20 protein-coding genes are annotated in these 18,116 nt (G+C 43.1%); 8 read left to right on the top strand and 12 right to left on the bottom strand.

Annotated features, from left to right (window positions below; translation table 11 throughout):
* Window positions 1-154: 154 nt before the first annotated feature.
* Together QNI08_RS05485 and QNI08_RS05480 are read left to right on the top strand one after the other, a co-directional pair.
* Window positions 155-457 carry a hypothetical protein gene (locus QNI08_RS05485; RefSeq protein WP_483313749.1) on the top strand — a complete coding sequence of 101 codons (303 nt, stop codon included), beginning with the start codon at window positions 155-157 and terminating at the stop codon, window positions 455-457.
* 285 nt (window positions 458-742) lie between these two features.
* Window positions 743-1,246, top strand: a complete 504-nt coding sequence (locus tag QNI08_RS05480) for a YkyB family protein (RefSeq protein WP_285766432.1) — start codon at window positions 743-745, stop codon at window positions 1,244-1,246.
* Between the two features lie 63 nt (window positions 1,247-1,309).
* Here the strand turns inward: QNI08_RS05480 and QNI08_RS05475 are convergent, their stop codons facing one another.
* The gene (locus QNI08_RS05475) at window positions 1,310-2,215 is read right to left on the bottom strand and encodes a chemotaxis protein (RefSeq protein WP_285766431.1); all 906 of its coding nucleotides are present in this window, start codon (window positions 2,213-2,215) and stop codon (window positions 1,310-1,312) included.
* Between the two features lie 575 nt (window positions 2,216-2,790).
* Window positions 2,791-3,732 (bottom strand): magnesium/cobalt transporter CorA, encoded by a 942-nt coding sequence (gene corA, locus QNI08_RS05470; protein ID WP_285766430.1) that lies wholly within the window; start codon window positions 3,730-3,732, stop codon window positions 2,791-2,793.
* Between the two features lie 179 nt (window positions 3,733-3,911).
* On the opposite strand from corA, the gene QNI08_RS05465 reads away from it, so the two are divergent.
* On the top strand, window positions 3,912-5,054 hold the full coding sequence (locus QNI08_RS05465; RefSeq protein WP_285766429.1) for an aminotransferase A: 1,143 nt from the start codon (window positions 3,912-3,914) through the stop codon (window positions 5,052-5,054).
* A gap of 105 nt (window positions 5,055-5,159) precedes the next feature.
* On the opposite strand, the gene QNI08_RS05460 is transcribed toward QNI08_RS05465, so the two are convergent.
* The 7 genes from QNI08_RS05460 to QNI08_RS05430 form a co-directional block, all read right to left on the bottom strand.
* Window positions 5,160-5,525: a hypothetical protein gene (locus QNI08_RS05460; protein WP_285766428.1), complete on the bottom strand. Its 366-nt coding sequence runs from the start codon at window positions 5,523-5,525 to the stop codon at window positions 5,160-5,162.
* A 65-nt stretch (window positions 5,526-5,590) separates the two neighbouring features.
* Window positions 5,591-6,463, bottom strand: a complete 873-nt coding sequence (locus QNI08_RS05455; protein ID WP_285766427.1) for an NAD(P)-dependent oxidoreductase — start codon at window positions 6,461-6,463, stop codon at window positions 5,591-5,593.
* A 37-nt stretch (window positions 6,464-6,500) separates the two neighbouring features.
* Window positions 6,501-7,286: an SDR family oxidoreductase gene (locus QNI08_RS05450; protein WP_285766426.1), complete on the bottom strand. Its 786-nt coding sequence runs from the start codon at window positions 7,284-7,286 to the stop codon at window positions 6,501-6,503.
* Window positions 7,287-7,618: 332 nt separating this feature from the next.
* Window positions 7,619-9,334, bottom strand: a complete 1,716-nt coding sequence (ptsP, locus tag QNI08_RS05445; protein ID WP_285766425.1) for a phosphoenolpyruvate--protein phosphotransferase — start codon at window positions 9,332-9,334, stop codon at window positions 7,619-7,621.
* Window positions 9,334-9,600, bottom strand: a complete 267-nt coding sequence (locus tag QNI08_RS05440; protein WP_285766424.1) for a phosphocarrier protein HPr — start codon at window positions 9,598-9,600, stop codon at window positions 9,334-9,336. The genes ptsP and QNI08_RS05440 overlap by 1 nt, the downstream gene beginning before the upstream one ends.
* A 213-nt stretch (window positions 9,601-9,813) precedes the next feature.
* Window positions 9,814-10,599, bottom strand: a complete 786-nt coding sequence (locus tag QNI08_RS05435) for an ABC transporter permease (RefSeq protein WP_285766423.1) — start codon at window positions 10,597-10,599, stop codon at window positions 9,814-9,816.
* A 2-nt stretch (window positions 10,600-10,601) separates the two neighbouring features.
* Window positions 10,602-11,231 carry an ABC transporter ATP-binding protein gene (locus tag QNI08_RS05430; protein WP_285766422.1) on the bottom strand — a complete coding sequence of 210 codons (630 nt, stop codon included), beginning with the start codon at window positions 11,229-11,231 and terminating at the stop codon, window positions 10,602-10,604.
* Between the two features lie 181 nt (window positions 11,232-11,412).
* On the opposite strand from QNI08_RS05430, the gene QNI08_RS05425 reads away from it, so the two are divergent.
* The 3 genes from QNI08_RS05425 to QNI08_RS05415 all read left to right on the top strand — a co-directional run bounded on the left by QNI08_RS05425 (window position 11,413) and on the right by QNI08_RS05415 (window position 13,365).
* A complete protein-coding gene (locus QNI08_RS05425) occupies window positions 11,413-12,246 on the top strand; it encodes a thermonuclease family protein (RefSeq protein WP_285766421.1) in 834 nt (277 codons plus the stop codon).
* Between the two features lie 76 nt (window positions 12,247-12,322).
* Window positions 12,323-12,682 carry a PilZ domain-containing protein gene (locus QNI08_RS05420; protein WP_285766420.1) on the top strand — a complete coding sequence of 120 codons (360 nt, stop codon included), beginning with the start codon at window positions 12,323-12,325 and terminating at the stop codon, window positions 12,680-12,682.
* 188 nt (window positions 12,683-12,870) lie between these two features.
* Complete coding sequence (locus QNI08_RS05415; RefSeq protein WP_285766419.1) at window positions 12,871-13,365, top strand: sigma-70 family RNA polymerase sigma factor; 495 nt, start codon at window positions 12,871-12,873, stop codon at window positions 13,363-13,365.
* 47 nt (window positions 13,366-13,412) lie between these two features.
* Here QNI08_RS05415 and QNI08_RS05410 read toward each other — a convergent pair whose 3' ends face one another.
* Complete coding sequence (locus QNI08_RS05410; protein ID WP_483313746.1) at window positions 13,413-13,610, bottom strand: hypothetical protein; 198 nt, start codon at window positions 13,608-13,610, stop codon at window positions 13,413-13,415.
* A 448-nt stretch (window positions 13,611-14,058) separates the two neighbouring features.
* Between QNI08_RS05410 and QNI08_RS05405 the strand changes: the two genes are divergently transcribed.
* Window positions 14,059-14,235, top strand: coding sequence for a YkvS family protein (locus QNI08_RS05405; RefSeq protein WP_064505160.1), 177 nt, complete (start codon window positions 14,059-14,061; stop codon window positions 14,233-14,235).
* 151 nt (window positions 14,236-14,386) lie between these two features.
* On the top strand, window positions 14,387-15,013 hold the full coding sequence (locus QNI08_RS05400) for a hypothetical protein (protein WP_285766418.1): 627 nt from the start codon (window positions 14,387-14,389) through the stop codon (window positions 15,011-15,013).
* 46 nt (window positions 15,014-15,059) lie between these two features.
* Here QNI08_RS05400 and QNI08_RS05395 read toward each other — a convergent pair whose 3' ends face one another.
* Window positions 15,060-16,100: a YkvI family membrane protein gene (locus tag QNI08_RS05395; RefSeq protein WP_285766417.1), complete on the bottom strand. Its 1,041-nt coding sequence runs from the start codon at window positions 16,098-16,100 to the stop codon at window positions 15,060-15,062.
* Window positions 16,101-16,301: 201 nt separating this feature from the next.
* On the bottom strand, window positions 16,302-17,996 hold the full coding sequence (locus tag QNI08_RS05390; protein ID WP_285766416.1) for a M3 family oligoendopeptidase: 1,695 nt from the start codon (window positions 17,994-17,996) through the stop codon (window positions 16,302-16,304).
* Between the last annotated feature and the right edge of the window lie 120 nt (window positions 17,997-18,116).

The raw sequence follows: 18,116 nt of genomic DNA, 5'->3' as shown, positions 1-18,116 counted from the left end.
CTAATTGTTTTCATAAGTAGATTCATTATAACAGATTGAGGTGAAACAGGCTCTTTTCTAAAAAAAATCCATACTATGTATAGAATTATAGGAAAGGAGGCCAATTATGCAAGCACAGTATTTGCCTTACCACTACTATCCTCAATCCTTCACACTGCAAAACGATTTCAGGAGTGGATATGGGAATGAATATGGACCGGAATATTGGAATGATGAACGATTTTTTCCTTTCTTTCCTCTATTAGCACCTGTTGCTTTTGTTGCAGGATTGGCAGTAGGGCCATTGTTATTCAATAATCGCCCGCCAGCCTATCCGCCATATCCTCCTCCGTATCCACCCTACCCGCCAGCTTACGCTTACCCTCCTTATCCAGCTTATCAAGGTTTTCAGGGTTACCCGCAACAATTCGGTGCACAGGCAGGCGTTTCTGAAAATATCAACATATACACACAATAAGGATTTTACAGAAGGCGTCATGAAACGCCTTCTTTTTCTTTGGCAAAACCGCGTCTGTTTGAATTTTACTTCCTTATCTATTTTGAAGTGGTATAATATGAAATGCATAGATGGTAAAGTGTTGGAAAAATTTATCCAGCCCGAAAAATGTACATGCCTCATTTTTAATCGGCTAGAGGCCCAAATCGCACCGCATCTTTATTGCATTCAATATAAAAACAGGTATTTTATTGAAGGAACCGTGCACTATACCTTCTGACCTTATTAAGAAAAGGAGTTTCCATAATGAACCAACCGAAAGGACATTCTGAAAGGGATGAGTTTTCGATTAACTCCCTTGCCCAAGCCGTGTTTATCGTTAACAAGCATGCAAAGACCGCCTTGGAGCCTAAGAATTTATATCATTTAAAACGGATCGCATTAAGCAAGCTTATGCAAGAAGGCAAAGCGAAAAAGGTCGGCCTGCACTTTTCTGATAATCCCCGCTTTGCAGCGCAGCAATCTGATGTCATCGTGGAATGCGGATCGTATGTTTTTCATTTGCCTCCCACTAAGGAAGACTTGAAAAAACTCCCCCACCTTGGCAGCCGGGCAGCATCCATACGCAATCCCAAAGCCGCCTTGTCCTTATCCAAGGCAAAACAAATCCTGCAAGCTTATGTTGGACAAGCCGGTGACAAACAACCTAGCCTCACTACCGAGAAAAAGGCATACGGCCGAGGGTCGGTCAAGCAGCCTTTTCACAATCCATTCCCCTCCTCCTTTTTAGGAAAAGGCTCCAAGTATTAAGGGAACATCTTGGATAAAATAAACGGGCCGTGAGGTGATGCCTCACAGGCCCGTTTTTCATGGTTATATGACGAATCTGTCTATCAATTTTACAAGCTCGGCTATTTCCGGTTTGCTGATTTGGGCGTCGGCTCCTACCATCTGCCCTTTATGGCGCAGGCTATCCGTTATCAATGAAGAGAAAATAATTACCGGCAATACAGCGAGTTCACTGTTTTCCTTTATTCTTCTGGTCAAGTGATGGCCATCCATTTGGGGCATTTCGATATCCGTAATCACCAATTGCACTTCTTCCGTTACGTCTTTTCCTGATTCAATCAAGCTTTCTAAATACCCGATGGCATCAAGTCCATTTTCATAAAACTCCAGATATTTGAATCCAGCCTCTGATAATGTATCGAACAATAGCTTTCTTAGTAGTGGGGAATCTTCCGCGATCAGGATTCTCTTGTCTGAGTTTTGGCGTATGCCTAGCTTCTTGACCTGCTGGACGTTAATTCCTGATTCCGGATTGATTTCAACCACTATCTTTTCAAAGTCGAGTAATAATAGCATTTCGCTATTTAGTTTAATGACCCCGATAATCTGACTTTCAAGGCCCTGATACATATCCGACGGCTTCTCGATTTGTGACCAGGAAATTCGGTGTATCTGAGTCACGGTATGTACATGGAATACGACTTTTTGCTGATTGAATTCCGCTACTATGAATTTGTCCTGTTCAGGAGTTGCAGATGGCGGGAACCCGAGCGCGTCAGCCACGTTCACGACTGGCAGCACCTCTCCCCGAAGTTCAATGATTCCCTCCACATTTACATGGGAGTGGGGAACGACAGTGATTGGTACTGGATTAATGATTTCCTTCACCTTGATTACGTTAATGCCGAATTTATTATTGCCGATGCCGAATTCCACTATCTCCAGCTCATTCGTACCGCTTTCCAGTAATATCCCTTTATTTGCTTCCAATTGTTCATCTCGCCTTTCTCTTGCATTTCATTTTATCGATTCATGAATCCGATCCTTTGGCCAAGCAGTAAAAAACGTCTTTTCAACCGGGTCGATCATGATTTTCATCAATGCTTTCTTACCTAATAATTCGGTTGATTATGGCTATTGTTTAGAGGAAACAACAAAAAAAAGAATCCGCAGGGGATTTTTCAATCGAGCCAAACAAAAAAACTTAACTTGAGCATTCCAAATTTGTAGATAATCGGTGTTGGCGGAGAGAGTCATATTGGTTCATTAAATGGACTTATATGGAAGACAAGATGCTTGCTTTTAAGCGGACGGTCAACGATGCGGCGCTTTACCTGAAAATGAAATAAAAGGACGAATCCCTCCAGTTTGGAGGATTTTGTCCTTTTATCATTTCCTTTCACAGCTGTCACTCGCTAATTCAGGGGCAGTCCGTAGGAAGCCCCCTCGTCGCTTTTGCGCTTGTTGGCCTTCCTTGAATTCGCACTCTCCCGTTGATGAAACTCCTTACAATTTTCCTCCGTACATTCTAATGCAGGAGTGTTCCCTTAGCCCCCTGATATGCGTTATTTTTTCCTTGGGTTCAGCCAGCCTTTTTTGACAAAATATAAAAACATCATCAAAGCAATTCCACCCATTATTCCAAGGATGAGGAAATAGCCATAGTGCCAGGTCAATTCAGGCATATTTTCAAAGTTCATCCCATATATACCCACTATGAAGGTTAACGGCATGAAAATGGTCGTGATGACGGTCAAGGTCATCATCGTCGAATTCATGTTATTGGAGTTCACCGATAAATAACTATCCCTGATATCAGAGGAAAAATCCCGATAGGATTCCAGCATTTCGGTTAACTTCAAAAGGTGATCATATACATCATTGAAATACAGATGCTGATCCTTCAAATAATTCAGTCGCTCAGATGAAATCATCCTGTATAATAAGTCACGCATCGGTAAAATGGTCCGCCGGAGCCTGGACATATCCGTCCGCAAATCGAATAGCTGATCCATCAGATCGTTAATCGTTTCATTTTCCGTGTTGTCTTCAATGATCCCTAACTCGCTTTCAATTTTATAAACGGGAGGGAAAAATTCATCGACGATCCTATCGATGATTCTGTGCATCAAAAAAAACGGGCCTTGCTTCAGCATTTTATTACCAGAAATTTCTTCCCATACCCTTTCTAGCTCAAGCATTTCTTCCTTATGGAAAGTGACGATCCATTTTTCCCCGACAAACATATCCAATTCAACAGCCTTGAATACCTTCTGTCTCAGAGCATGAAGCACAAGAAATTGATAGTTTTCATAAAAATCCATCTTGGGACGTTGATTAAAGTCATCGAGGCAATCTTCGATTGCCAGCGGATGAAAATGGAAGTGCTTCGATAATAACTCGATTTCCTCCTTTGTGGGATTGGAAAAATCCACCCAATACCACTCTATATTCGAATCATTCAAATCTGATAGCGGTAAATCAACATTCACTTCTTGGTTGGTCATTATTGAGCAAGTTCTTATCATATGTATCAGCCCTCAATTTTTTTCTTATTTTTCATTATACCTTTATTTCATGAATCTCAAAAAGTATTTATCCCCCTTCCAAACTAAATGTTAAAATAGGATGGAACAGTGAAACGAAGTACAGTATTTCATGAAGTATGAAAAGGGAGGATACATAGATGGAACACTTGGTTAACCCTTTAGTAAGAGACGTTCAAATATCAGGAATCCGAAAATTCTACAATATGGTCGCTGAAATCGAAGGGACCATTTCTTTAACGATAGGACAGCCTGATTTCCCCACCCCATTGCATATTAAAGAGGCGGCCAAACAAGCTATCGATCAGGATCATACGGTTTATACCCATAATGCTGGTTATCTTGAATTACGTGAAGCTGCAGCTGCTTATGTTATGGAAAAATACAAGCTTACCTATGATCCGGGGAATGAAGTCATCGTCACTTCTGGTGCCAGTGAGGGCATCGACATTACATTCCGGACGATCCTCACCCCAGGAAATGAAGTGATCTTGCCGGGACCGGTATATCCAGGATACGAACCAATCATCAAAATGTGCGGTGCGTCCCCCATTTATGCCGATACAACCAATAACGGGTTCCGTCTGACAGCTGATATTATCGAAGCGTACATAACCGACCGCACTCGCTGCATCGTTTTACCCTACCCATCGAATCCAACCGGGGTGACATTGTCTGCCAGTGAACTCCAGGACATTGCCGATCTAGTTCGCGGTAAGGATATTTTCATATTGGCCGATGAGATATACAGTGAACTCGTATTCGATCAGGAGCATGTTTCGATTGCCGCATTCCTTAAGGAACAAACAATCGTCTTGAATGGATTGTCCAAGTCCCATTCCATGACAGGATGGAGGATAGGGCTTCTTTTTGCCCCCATGTCCATCTCCAAGCATATCCTGAAGGTTCATCAATACAATGTGACCTGTGCCTCTTCCATATCGCAGAGGGCGGCCCTGGAAGCCTTGACCGCAGGCAAGGATGATGCCATTCCGATGAAGGAGGAATACGCAAGGAGAAGGGAATATGTATACAGCCGATTGCAATCAATGAAGCTGGAAATAGTGAAGCCTAATGGGGCGTTTTACTTCTTCATTAAACTTCCTGGAGGGTATTCCTCCTCGCTTGATTTTTGCCTCAGCCTGGTTAAGCAGGAAAAGGTGGCTGTAGTTCCGGGAGATGCATTCTCTCCTCTAGGCGAAGGGTATTTCAGGTTATCTTATGCCTATTCCATGGACACGCTGGAAAAGGCATTGGACCGTTTGGAGGCTTTTTTAAGTTAACGGTATACAAAAAAGAGGCCTTCAATCGGATCAGTGATTGAAGGCCCCTATTATTCGGATGTATGCCAATCTCAAGCATTTTTTTGAGTGAATGCCAGATGGCGGTCAATATAATCTCCGTAAAAAACGGATCTCCCGGTATCCTTCTTCTTTGTTCGTCGTCGTAAGGCTCACTTCAACGATCGATCCGAGCAGATCAGCCATCACTTCTTCGAATTCCTTTGCAGAGCGCGGTTTTGAAAAGCCTAAGTTTTTCAATTCCCGCATTAAGATCTGGAATCCGGCATTCGTTTCAATATGACTGAACTTGACCGGCAGGATCAGAGGACTTTCATTCATCAATTTCAGGTCCCAGCGAATGGGCTTTGTTTGATGAATGGTTTTTTCACGCTTAAACCCTTCAATCCTGACAATATATCGACCATCCTCTAATTCCTGGAATTTCATATGAATATCATCGAATTCGCCCATAACGATCACTCCTCATTGTAAAGGCTGTCGCTATCAGCTTATTCAAAAATAAGAAAAGCTAGCACTTAATTATAGTGTTTATATAATGCCTGTGTCCCGCTATTTTCCTCGCCAGCTTCCGCAAGATCTTCATAAAGGGATTTACTCAAGCTTAATCCCGGAGCGTCCATTCCCATTCTTTCCGCTTCATCAAGGGCAATCTTCATATCTTTTATAAAATGCTTGATATAAAAACCTGGTTCAAAATCTCCTTTGACCATCCGAGGCACCAAATTAGACAGCGACCAGCTTCCGGCAGAACCAGATGAAATGCTTTGCAGGACGCGTTCCGGGTCAAGCCCAGCCTTCTTGGCATAAGAGATCGCTTCAGTTACTCCGATCATATTGGAAGCAATCGCAATTTGATTGCACATTTTGGTATGCTGTCCAGATCCGGCAGGACCTTGATGGACAACATTACTGCCCAGCTGATCAAAAATGGGCTTAACTGCTTCGAATGCGGCACTTTCCCCGCCTACCATGATGGTAAGCTTTGCATCACGTGCACCGATATCGCCTCCGGAAACAGGTGCATCCAATGCAGCCATGCCTTTTTTCTTGGCTTTCTCGGCGATTTCCATCGCCAAAGATGGGGTCGAGGTAGTCATATCGATTAGATATGTTCCTTCCCTGCCATGTTCGATAAGCCCGTCTTCTCCAAAATAAATTTCTTCCACATCACGTGGGTAACCTACCATGGAAATGATCACATCGGCCTTCCGTGCAATTTCCTTAGGCGCTGCGTCCCATGTGGCGCCCTGAGAAATCACCTCATCCGCCTTTTCCTTTGTCCTTGTGTATACACGAACCTCATATCCTGCTTTAAGCAGATTTCCAGCCATGCTTTTGCCCATGACTCCTAAACCTATGAATCCTATTGTCTTTTTCAATTGCGTCACTATCGATTCCTCCAAATCTTTTTGTTACATGATACGTTTAAATGGATTTCACCATTCCCCCGTCAACTAAATAAGATTGGCCGGTTAAATATGTATTGGCACCCGAAACAAGAAATGTCACGAACTTCGCGAATTCCTCGGGCTGCCCATAGCGGCCAAGGGGGATTTTTCCGATGGATTGTTCTGTAATCTTCTCCTGTGTGACCCCCAGCTTCTCTGCATTCATTTTGTCGAGGTGCTGAACACGATCCGTGGCGATCCTGCCGGGGCCAACTGTGTTGATTAGGATCTTGTCTGGTGCCAATTCGGTTGCCAATGTCTTGGACAACCCGACGATTGCAGTCCTGAAGGTATTCGATAATATCAGTCCTGGAATGGGCTCCTTGATGGATGAAGATGCGATATTGACGATTTTGCCACCCTGTTTTTTTAGATGCGGCAGGCTTTCACGGATGGTCCTGATGAAGCTCAGTAAATTAAGTTCGAAAGACTGCTGCCAATCCTCATCATTGAAATCGGTAAAGCTTCCCCCTGGTGGGCCTCCAGCGTTATTTATAAGGATGTCTATGCCACCAAACTCTGCAGCAGTTTGGTTTACCAAGCTTTTGATAGCTTCGGCATCCGTAAGATCCGTTGCTACATATGCTACTTTGCCGCCGCCAAGCAGTGATAATTCCTTTTGAACCGCAGCGAGCTTTTGTTCATCGCGGCTGGCCAGCATAACATTTGCTCCTTCTTTAACCAGCTCTGCCGCTATCGCTTTCCCCAACCCTTGACTTGATGCTAAGATCAAAGCATTTTTCTGTTGCAAGTTTAATTCCATTTCAAATCCTCCATTCTCCATATAGCAAATATAACTCCATTATAGCGTTATAAACGAAAAGTGAAAAATCTGAATAATCATTTTGATGCGTTTTTTTAGTACTTCCATATGAATATAGACTCAAAAAAAACGACCGGCTGGATAATCCAACCGGCGTCAAAGGGGGAAATGAGAATGTCAGCTGTTCCACTTAGAGCTAACAACTGTGCTTGATTCTTATATACCCCGTTTTTTTTGCAATAAACATATTTCCGAAAATTGAAAGAAATAAGTGATGGCTCGGCCCCCCCTCCTAACGAGTCATGAAAAGGGAGCCTATTCGCCACTATTTATCACTTCAAAGCATTGATAACCGCTTCTTTCACGTTATCGTTCGTATCCAGCTCTAAAACGTCCTGAGATAGTTTTTTCATATCTTCAAGCGAAAGTTGGCTGATCAATGACCGTGCTTTCAGGATCGAAGTGGCGCTCATCGAAAATTCATCAAGTCCAAGACCGATCAGGATCGGGATGGCTACTTCATCTCCAGCCATTTCACCGCACATTCCAGCCCATTTTCCTTCTTTATGAGCAGCATCGATGACCATTTTGACCAGACGTAAAATTGCTGGGTTATATGGTTGATATAAATAAGATACTCTCTCATTCATTCTATCGGCAGCCATCGTATATTGAATCAAATCGTTGGTGCCGATGCTGAAGAAATCGACTTCCTTGGCAAAAACGTCTGCCATAACGGCTGTAGACGGAATCTCGACCATGATGCCGACTTGAATGTTCTCGGCAACTTGAACACCGCCATCAAGCAATTCCTGTCTGACTTCGGCCATAACGGCCTTCGCTTCGCGGAACTCGGCCAATGTGGCGATCATCGGGAACATGATTTTCAAATCTCCATAAACGCTGGCACGAAGAAGCGCACGGAGCTGTGTCCGGAATATCTGCTGTTCATTAAGGCAAAGACGGATTGCACGGTATCCAAGGAAGGGATTCATTTCCTTCGGAAGCTGTAGGTAAGGCAGTTCCTTATCTCCGCCAATATCCAGGGTGCGGACTACCACAGGCTTTCCTGCCATTCCTTCCAGTACCGCTTTATAAGCCTCGAACTGTTCTTCCTCACTAGGGAAGTCATTTCTGCCCATATAAAGGAACTCTGTACGGTATAACCCAATTCCTTCACCGCCGTTTTGATGTACGCCTTCCAAATCTTTCGGCGTCCCGATGTTGGCAGCCAATTCAACATGATGGCCATCTTTCGTAACCGTTTTTTCATGAACCAGCTTGGCCCACTCAGCCTTTTGGTTAGCATAGGCAACTTGTTGCTCTTCGTAGCGTTTCACCAATTCAGGAGTAGGATTGATATGCACCTCACCCTTTAATCCGTCTATGATGACCAAATCTCCATTTTCAATGGAAGATGTAACTGTTTTGGCGCCAACGATAGCTGGAATCTCCAATGAACGTGCCATAATGGCTGAATGAGATGTACGGCCGCCAATGTCAGTCGTAAACCCTTTCACGTAAACTGGATTCAGCTGAGCTGTATCCGAAGGTGTCAAATCCTCGGCAACGATGATCACTTCTTCGGCAATCAAGCTCGGATTTGGAATATGGACACCTAACAGATGGGAAAGTACCCTCTTCGTAACGTCGCGGATATCCGCTGCACGTTCCTTCATGTATTCATTATCCATTTGCTCAAACATCGTGATGAACATGCTTGCTGTCTCGTTCAGAGAAAACTCAGCATTGACTTTTTCCGATTGTATTTTGTCGGAGATCGGATTAATAAGCTCCGGATCTGCCAATACGAGCAGATGCGCATCAAAAATAGCAGCCTTGTCGGCCCCTAAATCTTTTTCAGCTTTATCCCTGATTACCTCTAACTCAACCGTTGACTTTTGAATAGCTTCCTTAAAACGGGATATTTCTGCCTGAACGTCTTCAATGCTTCTTTTTTCAATCGTTAAATCTGGCTCTGTAAGACGATAGGCTTTAGCGATGGCTATCCCGTTTGAAGCTGCTATTCCACTAATCAAAGTGGACATTATTCTGCTAATCCTTCTCTGTTCAATGTATCAGCCAGTGTATTTAGGGCATCGTTTTCATCGCTTCCTTCAGCAGAAATCGTGATTACTGCATCTTTGCCAATCCCTAAGGACATTACGCCCATGATCGACTTCAGGTTCACTTTTTTCTCTTTATAAGCAAGGTTAATATCCGAATCGAATTTTCCTGCAGCTTGTACAAGCAATGTAGCTGGACGAGCGTGAATTCCTGTTTCTGCCGTTACCGTAAATGTTTTTTCTACCATATGAATCAATCTCCTTTAAGATAAATTAACAAAATAGGTTATGTAAGGGGGTTTCTCGATCCAATCAGGAAAGAAATGAAAAAAGAAATGCCCTTTTCCTTATCAGAATAGCATTATCATACCCAACAAACAAACCAAAACTATTCAGTACCTAAAAATAGTACAAAAATATAGATGGAACTGCAACTATTACTTATTAGAATTTTTCAATGATTAAATGCAAAGCTGCGCATTTTTGGTAAAAAAGGCCCTAAAGCTCAGCATGATGAAGAGAACAACCGTCAGTGAGACACTACCGAGAATCCCGATAAGGATGGCAATCTGGTATTCAATGGCAATGAGCGGGCTTATCCCCGACATGATCTGCCCCGTCATCATACCGGGAAGGAAAATGATTCCCATACCCAGCATATTGTTCAGTGTCGGGAGCACTGCCGAGTCGAAAGCTGCATCCACATAGCTTTTTACAGCCCTCGCAGGAGTGGCTCCCAGCATTAGCATCGCTTCGACTTTGTCCCGATTATCGACAATCCCGCCATGAAGGTTTTTAAGCGCCAAGGTCACACCAGTCATCGCATTCCCGACAATCATTCCTGCGATTGGAATGAAATATCTTGGCTCGTACCAAGGGGTGAAATGAATCACGACTAAATTAAAATAAAACAAGGCAGCCATGGGGCCAGTCAACATGCTTAAGATGACCATCCTTTTGATTTGCTTATTGGGCGTAAATGGAACTTGCTTAAAAATATTATGGATGGAGAACAGGGCCATCACGCATAAAAAAGCCAAGGAGAGCAATGGATGGGGATTTTCAAAGATATATGTCAAAACATACCCGGCAAGGATAAGTTGTACCGTCATCCGCACCGTAGCGAGGATGATTTGCTTCTCCCTTGAAATCCCCCGCCATTTCACGATGATTAGCAGGACTACAACAAAGATATAAGCTGCACAAAGACGCCAGAACTCAATATTTATTATTCCATTCTCATCCATAACTACTCACCTTCTTTCGTCTTTTTCAATGTGATCGTCTCTTGGGCGCATATTGCAGCAAGCTGTTTGGAGTGGGTGATCATGATGACCGTTCCCTTATCCCGTTTCACTGCTTCCAAAAAACAACTCATCACCCTCAGCTCGGTTTCCTCATCAAGCGCAGCTGTCGGCTCATCCAATAAATACACTTCAGGCTTCAATAACAGCAATCTAGCAAGCGCAAGCCTTTGCTTCTCCCCGCCTGAAAGATTCTCCGCCCCTTCTGATAAAGACTTTTGCAATTGAACCGTTTCCAGCACGTTAAACAATTCTGCCTCATCCTTCTTTTTCCGTTCCGTCATTTCCAGGCCAGCCTGGAGATTCTCTTCAATCGTTCCCGGTAAGGTGAAGGGCGTTTGCGATAGCATCGTGACTTTACGCCGCAGCTCGATCGGGTTGAAACTCTCTAGCAACTGCCCTTGATAAAAGATCGAACCGCTATCCGGATCATTCATCCTGTTCAACAGCCGGAGCAAAGAAGTCTTTCCCGCTCCGCTTTCTCCAGTCAAGCAGGTAACCGCACCAGCTGTTATTTTCAGTTCATCGATATGCAGAATCCCTTTATACCTGATTTTTTCGAGCCTAAATATCATGATTCAAGCCTTCCTCCTCTATTCCACTTTTCCATTATAAGAAACTATCAGACTTTAGGGTAGCAAAGAAACGCAAATTTACAGGTTTTATCATTTTCATTCGCTTTTTTATAGGTTAGTATTATTCCTGCCATATAGATTCATGAATCACGAAAAACACCTTTGAAATGGAGGACTACCAATGAACGGAAATTCCTTTTTCCAAACTTGCCTGCACGCAATTCTCATGAGTGCGTTCTGCATATTCTTCTTGACTGGCTGCCAGGAAACATTAGATAGCCTGGAAGACGGATCGAAACAAGAAATTTCGAAGTCCAATGAAGACTTCCACCCCCATACAGATTCTCCTGTCAAAGAAGAAAAGGGCAAGACCTTCCCAGCCAAGATCGTCAGGGTTGTTGACGGCGATACGGTAAAAATCAAACTGGCGAATGGCAATGAAGAAACGGTCAGGCTTTTGTTGATCGACACACCGGAAACTGTCCACCCTTCCAAGCCAGTACAGCCGTTTGGTCCGGAAGCAAGCAAGTTCACCAAGAATCTAATGCCTGCGGGGTCTACAGTTGAAGTGGAAACAGGTATTGGCGAAAGAGATAAATATGGTCGCCTGCTCGCCTATTTTTATGTGGATGGTAAAATGGTGAATAAACTCCTGCTTGAAAAAGGCCTTGCAAGAGTGGCCTATGTATATGCTCCAAATACTAAATATCTGGATGAATTACAATCGATTCAAAAACAGGCCCAAAAAGAGAGAATCGGCATTTGGTCTCTTGAAGACTACGCCACTTCAAAAGGCTTCGATGACTCGAAGACCATCGAAACCTCAAAACCTAAACCTGAAACCGCCGAGGCCTTGACATGCACGAAACCTGAGATTAAAGGGAATATAAATTCTAAAGGCGATAAACTCTATCACATTCCCTCCGGCCAATTCTACGATATAACCAAAGCGGAAGAAATGTTTTGTACCGAACAAGAAGCACAAGATGCCGGATTCCGAAAATCGCAGAGGTAATGCGCACTGTTTTCTTGAGACGGGCGATTTCTGAAGCATCTGCACGTACTGTAGAAATATTTGAAGGGGATACATAATGAAATATAACCGGAATGAAGCATTTCGATTCAGTTTCTCCCCACCGCTTCCTGGTTTTTTCAGCATTACAAAGGTTGCCAACTTAGAACATGAAAGCCGAATCGGGCCCATGTCCGTTCTCGACATCAGCCCTAGGGGAGTAAAATTCCAGACCCCGCTAAATCTACATGAAGACGCTGACTTCGAATTAATGCTTACGTTAAAACTAAATGACCATCACCTTGGATTGCGGGGGAAAATCCTTTGGAAACAGCAAGGCCCTTCTTCGTTTGTTTACGGTTTTTCCATGAATGCAGAGGAAGAACTGGAAGAGATCATCGTTCAGGAGCTAAAAGCCTATCGAAAGGAACATGAGTAGGATTTCACTCCCAATTGATCACGATACGGCCAGTTACTGGGATGAAAATCGCCTTCAACCGGATCCAAGCCTACTCATTAGAGCTTTCATTCTTCGGATATGCCCTTTCGCTAAAAAAATTTTAATCGTATATGGTAAAAGCACCCGGGAATACTTGAAAGTGCACTTTCCAAAGGCAGTTGTGCTTTATGACCGATTTTTCGGCGATAACGGAAAAATTCACCCCGATGATTCATCACATCATCCAGTCTCTTTCCATTTATAAAAATAAGGAAGAATATTTCCAAGTAGGGTTGATCGCCCTCTGGGAGTCTTATCGGAATTTCAATGCGGACCACGGAAAATTCCATAACTATGCCTATACTGTCATCAAGGGCCGGATCATGAATGAATTGAAGAAGCATCATAAATATGATGCCAACACCAAACCAACAGATGCCCTCAAACTTGAAATCATGGCCCCCCTTTCCCTACACGAAGAGGCCTTCAAGAGTGAAAATATATTCGCCTACACGGAAGGATTGACCTTAAATCAGCAAAGATGGCTTTTGCAGACCTACTTGCATAATAGAACAGTGACCGAAATCGCCGAGATTTACGAAGTATCCCCCTCCGCCGTCAAATCTTGGCGAAGGTCGGCTTTAGTCAAATTAAGAAGGCAAATGAATGTTGGCTGTAAATGATGGGAGGGTGGCTCAAATAGTGAGCCACCCTCCCCTTGTTCCTGTTATCAGCTTCTAGCTTCATCTAGATACGTATAGATGATCACACCGTTATGCTGTGCATTGCCGCGGAAATGCCTAAAATCTTCCCTGTTCACAAGCACCTTACGAAACCCTAAGAAATCTTCCTTCGATATCCTGTATTCATCCATTTCACGATTTGCCAGTTTATTCAGCACTTCTTTGGCATCTTCTGCATTCATCATATGATCCCCCTTTTTCTCAATCAGCTTCCATCCATCGGACAGGAGAAATTCCGTTTCCATTCTATCATAAGCTGGGCACTGCATTTAAATCTGATTTTTTTGCCCATACTCGCTACATTATTCTTTACGTATGCTTTAAAATAGTGCAAACTGTATAGTAAAATATCATAATGTAAAATGTTTGGCATTTTTTGTACATAGGAATACATACTGGTCAGCGCACCTCCAAATACAAGATCTACCAAATGATACCTTATCATCACAATTGATTCATGACAAGAAAGGCCCTCCCTTTGAAGGTTCAGCTTACTGTATTGACAGAGAAGATATCCATTTCTCTTACTTGCACTCCCCACGTCAAAATCTAAACGGCAAGATGTTCGAATAATCCAATTACTCCATAGTTACTTTTTAATCATTGGAAACGAAATGAGAAAGGATGATTACCATGAAGAAAGCGGAAGTTGGAAATATCATTGAATTTAGAGAAGGCCTGAAAGGAATCGTCGAGAAAGTGAACGAGAATTCCGTAATCGTGGACGTCACGTATATGGAGAATTATCGTGATTTGGAACTTGAACAAAAAACCGTCGTCAATCATAAAAACTATAAAATTATCGGATAACTTCATCATAGCTAAGCGGAATGGTCACTAAACAGACCATTCCGCTTTCATTTCACAGTATCCTTTGTAACTTTTTCCTGTCCATACCGTCTATTCATATATCGGAAATTTTATCCTCCGCATCGCAAATCAGAAGAATGAGGTGCCAAACATGACCAATTGGAGAATTTATACGGGCTGTGCCACATTGGCTGGCATTTTGTTAACTGGCTGTGGAACGGTTAAAGACGATAGCCAGGTCGCGCCCAAGGAACATGCTGGGAAAGGACATAATGAAAACCATTCAGCTCATCGAGAACATGGCGATACGGGGAAGAGCAACAAAATTAGGCTGATGGAAAAGAATTTGCAATATGTGAATAACGGCAGAACGATAGAAAAAACGGCCTTTCTAAAAAGAAGTGACAACCAGCCATTTAGTCTCTATGTACTTCAGCAGTTTAAGTTCAGTGCCGAAGATCCCGGAAAAGATGTAGTAGCCTTAAATGCAGATGACTCTGTCTTTATGCGTATTGAACTGCTGACAGGTGATGTCGATTGGGACGAAGCAGAAAGAAATGTTCAAGTACAACTGAAAAGCCTTACCGGAACGATAACGGACCCAGGGCTTGATATCGGAAATGGAACGGGATTTGAAGTGAAGAACGAGGATGAAGTCATTACCTCCATATTGATCAAAAATGTAAATGAGCCCCTTCGCCTCACCCTCTTCACGAAGAAGGATAAGGATTACAGGGATGCTTTTTTAAAAATGGCCCAAACGATTTCGAAAGAATGACCATCTTGTCTTGGGACGGAGGCGAAAGCCACGTCCCTGTTCTTCCTTATCCCTTTCCTCCCTTGCTTTTCCACACCAACATTAAAAAAAGCAGGCTGATATATCCAAAAACCGGATAAATATAGCCTAGTAACCTGCCATATCCAAGTTCACCTATCCCTAACGCAATAAAAAAAATCAAAGCAATGATCAAGATGCTTGGCAGTTTAATATATCGGCTGATTTGTCTCTGTAATCCATATATATTGCCAATCACCGAGGTGAATATTTCCCCGTAAATCACCAAAATGAACATCCAATACAATTGGGATGCAGCTGTCCTCATGATTACCGCCGAAGGGATTTCAAAACGATTCACGTGAGGAAGTGTCATGAGTGAAAAATGCCCAGTCAACAAGATGACCGTCAGAAAAACACCGCCAAGAATCGCACCATGCTTGATGACCTTCTCATCCCGGACTTCATATGCAACGGGCACAAGGACTGCCTGTGCCAATGCAAGATTGAAGGCTGTATAGGCAAATGGTGATAAAATCGTTTTCAAGGTGATCACTTCATCCGGAATCTTGGTAAGATTCCTTACAAACTCCCCGTTTCCCAATGTCGAGCAAAAGAGGATGATGCTAAAACATATCATGATCGGCACGACAAAGGAATTAACCGTGAATACCCCGCGCATCCCCATCATCAACACAAGCGATGCAAGGATGATTGTCGACCAGCTTCCGATACTTTTCGGTATGCCCAGTTGTTCTTCAAACACCGCACCAGCTCCGGAGATCATGACAGCTGTCACGCCCAATAACATGATGAGGAAAAAGGTATTGATGATGCCGGCTATTTTCTTCCCGAAAAGGAACTGATTGAACTCCTCATAGGAAGATGCGTTGATTCTTGAAGAAATGAGCATGATTTTCGTACCGCTAAATATGAAAATATACCCTGCTATTAAAATCCCAATAAAGCCATAAAAGCCATAACGGGTAAAAAACTCAACAATTTCTTTTCCAGTTGCAAACCCTGCCCCCACCACTGTGCCCACATACACGGCTGCAATCTGAAAGACCCCTGTCCACCTTGAAAGCATGCGCTCCCCTCCTCCCTACATCTATATGTAAGGAAGATACTTTTAAGACAAGCCAAGTGATATTCCTTGCGACAGGTTTTTTTCTGTGCACAGAGTCGTATGGCTGCCAGCCCTGTTAAATTCAATGTTTCTTTAACATAAAACAACGCCCAAGGATAAATCCTCAAGCGTTGTTTTGGCGCAATTTGTAATTTCTAGTAATTATAGTGTTTTATCATCAACGGTGGAAAGCCATTCGTCGATCACCCTCACGACAGACTCGACAGTGCCATCAACAAACGGGGATTTCAAATTCGCGGATTCAACGAGACCAAGGAAGGATTGGCTGCCCCCAAGTCGGCACAGGTGTAAATAATCCTGCCAGGCCGTCTCATCTTTTTCAACAGATCTCTTCCAGAATTGAAATGCACATATTTGGGCCAGTGTATAATCGATATAATAAAAAGGCGCTTGATAGATATGGCTTTGCCGCTGCCAAAATCCGCCATTCTCTAAATATTCATTTTCCTCATATTCACGATGCGGTAAATACTCCCGCTCGATTTTACGCCAAGCCAGTTTTCTTTCATGTGGAGAGGCTTCGGGATTTTCATAAACGAAATGCTGGAATTCATCAACAGCCACCCCGTACGGCAGGAAGATGAGTGCCCCGCTCAAATGGGCATACTTATACTTTTCCGTATCTTCTTTGAAAAACAGTTCCATCCATGGCCATGTAAGAAACTCCATGCTCATCGAATGGATTTCACACGCTTCATAGGTAGGCCAGTAATACTCAGGTATATCGAGGTTACGGCTGCGATACACTTGGAAGGCATGGCCTGCTTCATGCGTTAAAACATCGATATCCCCTGAGGTTCCGTTGAAATTGGAAAAGATGAAAGGTGCCTTATAATCTTCAATGAAAGTGCAGTAGCCACCGCTTTCTTTTCCTTTCTTGGCCACGAGATCCATCAAGTCATTGTCGATCATAAAATTGAAGAACTCATCCGTTTCAGGCGACAGCTCATGATACATCTTTTTCCCATTCGCGATTATCCACTCCGGGTCACCTTTAGGAACCGCATTCCCCGTCCTGAAATGAAAATCCTCATCATAGTAATTCAGGGTATCCAAGACTAGACGCTCACGCTGCCGTTCCTTCAGCCTGGTGACAAGCGGAACGACTTCATCCTTTATCTGCTTTCGGAAGGAAGCGGCCATTTTGGCATCATAATCAGTCCTGTTCATTCGATAATATCCGAGTTCGACAAAATTTCGATAACCAAGCGCAAGCGCAATCTCATGCCTCACCTTGACAAGTTCATCGAATATACGATCCAATTCCGCCTGATTGTCTTCGAAAAATCCATAATATGCCTTGCTTGATTTCCTTCTTTCCTCACGATCCGCTGACTCCATAAAAGGTTGTAGCTGAGCAAGTGTTAGCTCCCTGCCGTCAAATTGGATTTTGGCGGATGCAATCAATTGCGAGTATTGACTGGATAATTTATTTTCCTTTTGAAGCTGAGGAATGATATCTGGTGAGAAGGTTTTAAGCTGGGCCTCGGCCAAATCAAATAATTGACTGCCCCACCTCGACTCAAGCTCCTGCCGATGCGCCGAAAAAACAAGTTCCTTGTAAAATTTTGAAGTCAACTCTTCCATTTCTGGGGAAAAGTCATCCAAATAATCATTCTCCGCTTTATAGAATTGATCATTCGTATCAATGGAATGGCGAATATGGACCAAGTTGAACATCGTGCCCACATAATTTCGAATTTCATTTATTTCATCAATGGCCACCATTTGGGCAGTTGCATCCTTTGCTCCCGTTAACTTATCCAAGGATTTCATGAACCTCGCCTTTATCTCATCCATTTCCGGACGTTTATATTCATACTCGTTAAATTTCATATGTACACGCTCCTTTTCCCATTTCACCCGCTTATCCTACTAACCCTATATTGCTGCTACACAAAATTCCGATGCGGGTATTGTCATACATTCATTACATTCGCCGAAATGATATTAAAA

It is taken from the genome of Peribacillus folii (genome assembly GCF_030271255.1).
In the GTDB taxonomy this organism is placed as follows: Bacteria; Bacillota; Bacilli; order Bacillales; family DSM-1321; genus Peribacillus.
Note: the sequence above shows the minus strand (reverse complement) of the source record. Positions and strands in the feature narration are given on the sequence as shown.

What these genes read in the sequence shown, in the direction of transcription:
- QNI08_RS05420 (WP_285766420.1), top strand. Translation starts at nt 12,323, where the DNA reads ATGAAATATAACCGGAATGAAGCATTTCGATTCAGTTTCTCCCCACCG.
- corA (WP_285766430.1), bottom strand. Translation starts at nt 3,732, where the DNA reads ATGACCAACCAAGAAGTGAATGTTGATTTACCGCTATCAGATTTGAAT.
- QNI08_RS05480 (WP_285766432.1), top strand. Translation starts at nt 743, where the DNA reads ATGAACCAACCGAAAGGACATTCTGAAAGGGATGAGTTTTCGATTAAC.
- QNI08_RS05405 (WP_064505160.1), top strand. Translation starts at nt 14,059, where the DNA reads ATGAAGAAAGCGGAAGTTGGAAATATCATTGAATTTAGAGAAGGCCTG.
- QNI08_RS05390 (WP_285766416.1), bottom strand. Translation starts at nt 17,996, where the DNA reads ATGAAATTTAACGAGTATGAATATAAACGTCCGGAAATGGATGAGATA.
- QNI08_RS05450 (WP_285766426.1), bottom strand. Translation starts at nt 7,286, where the DNA reads ATGGAATTAAACTTGCAACAGAAAAATGCTTTGATCTTAGCATCAAGT.
- QNI08_RS05465 (WP_285766429.1), top strand. Translation starts at nt 3,912, where the DNA reads ATGGAACACTTGGTTAACCCTTTAGTAAGAGACGTTCAAATATCAGGA.
- QNI08_RS05430 (WP_285766422.1), bottom strand. Translation starts at nt 11,231, where the DNA reads ATGATATTTAGGCTCGAAAAAATCAGGTATAAAGGGATTCTGCATATC.
- ptsP (WP_285766425.1), bottom strand. Translation starts at nt 9,334, where the DNA reads ATGTCCACTTTGATTAGTGGAATAGCAGCTTCAAACGGGATAGCCATC.
- QNI08_RS05460 (WP_285766428.1), bottom strand. Translation starts at nt 5,525, where the DNA reads ATGGGCGAATTCGATGATATTCATATGAAATTCCAGGAATTAGAGGAT.
- QNI08_RS05425 (WP_285766421.1), top strand. Translation starts at nt 11,413, where the DNA reads ATGAACGGAAATTCCTTTTTCCAAACTTGCCTGCACGCAATTCTCATG.
- QNI08_RS05415 (WP_285766419.1), top strand. Translation starts at nt 12,871, where the DNA reads ATGACCGATTTTTCGGCGATAACGGAAAAATTCACCCCGATGATTCAT.
- QNI08_RS05440 (WP_285766424.1), bottom strand. Translation starts at nt 9,600, where the DNA reads ATGGTAGAAAAAACATTTACGGTAACGGCAGAAACAGGAATTCACGCT.
- QNI08_RS05400 (WP_285766418.1), top strand. Translation starts at nt 14,387, where the DNA reads ATGACCAATTGGAGAATTTATACGGGCTGTGCCACATTGGCTGGCATT.
- QNI08_RS05410 (WP_483313746.1), bottom strand. Translation starts at nt 13,610, where the DNA reads ATGATGAATGCAGAAGATGCCAAAGAAGTGCTGAATAAACTGGCAAAT.
- QNI08_RS05395 (WP_285766417.1), bottom strand. Translation starts at nt 16,100, where the DNA reads ATGCTTTCAAGGTGGACAGGGGTCTTTCAGATTGCAGCCGTGTATGTG.
- QNI08_RS05435 (WP_285766423.1), bottom strand. Translation starts at nt 10,599, where the DNA reads ATGGATGAGAATGGAATAATAAATATTGAGTTCTGGCGTCTTTGTGCA.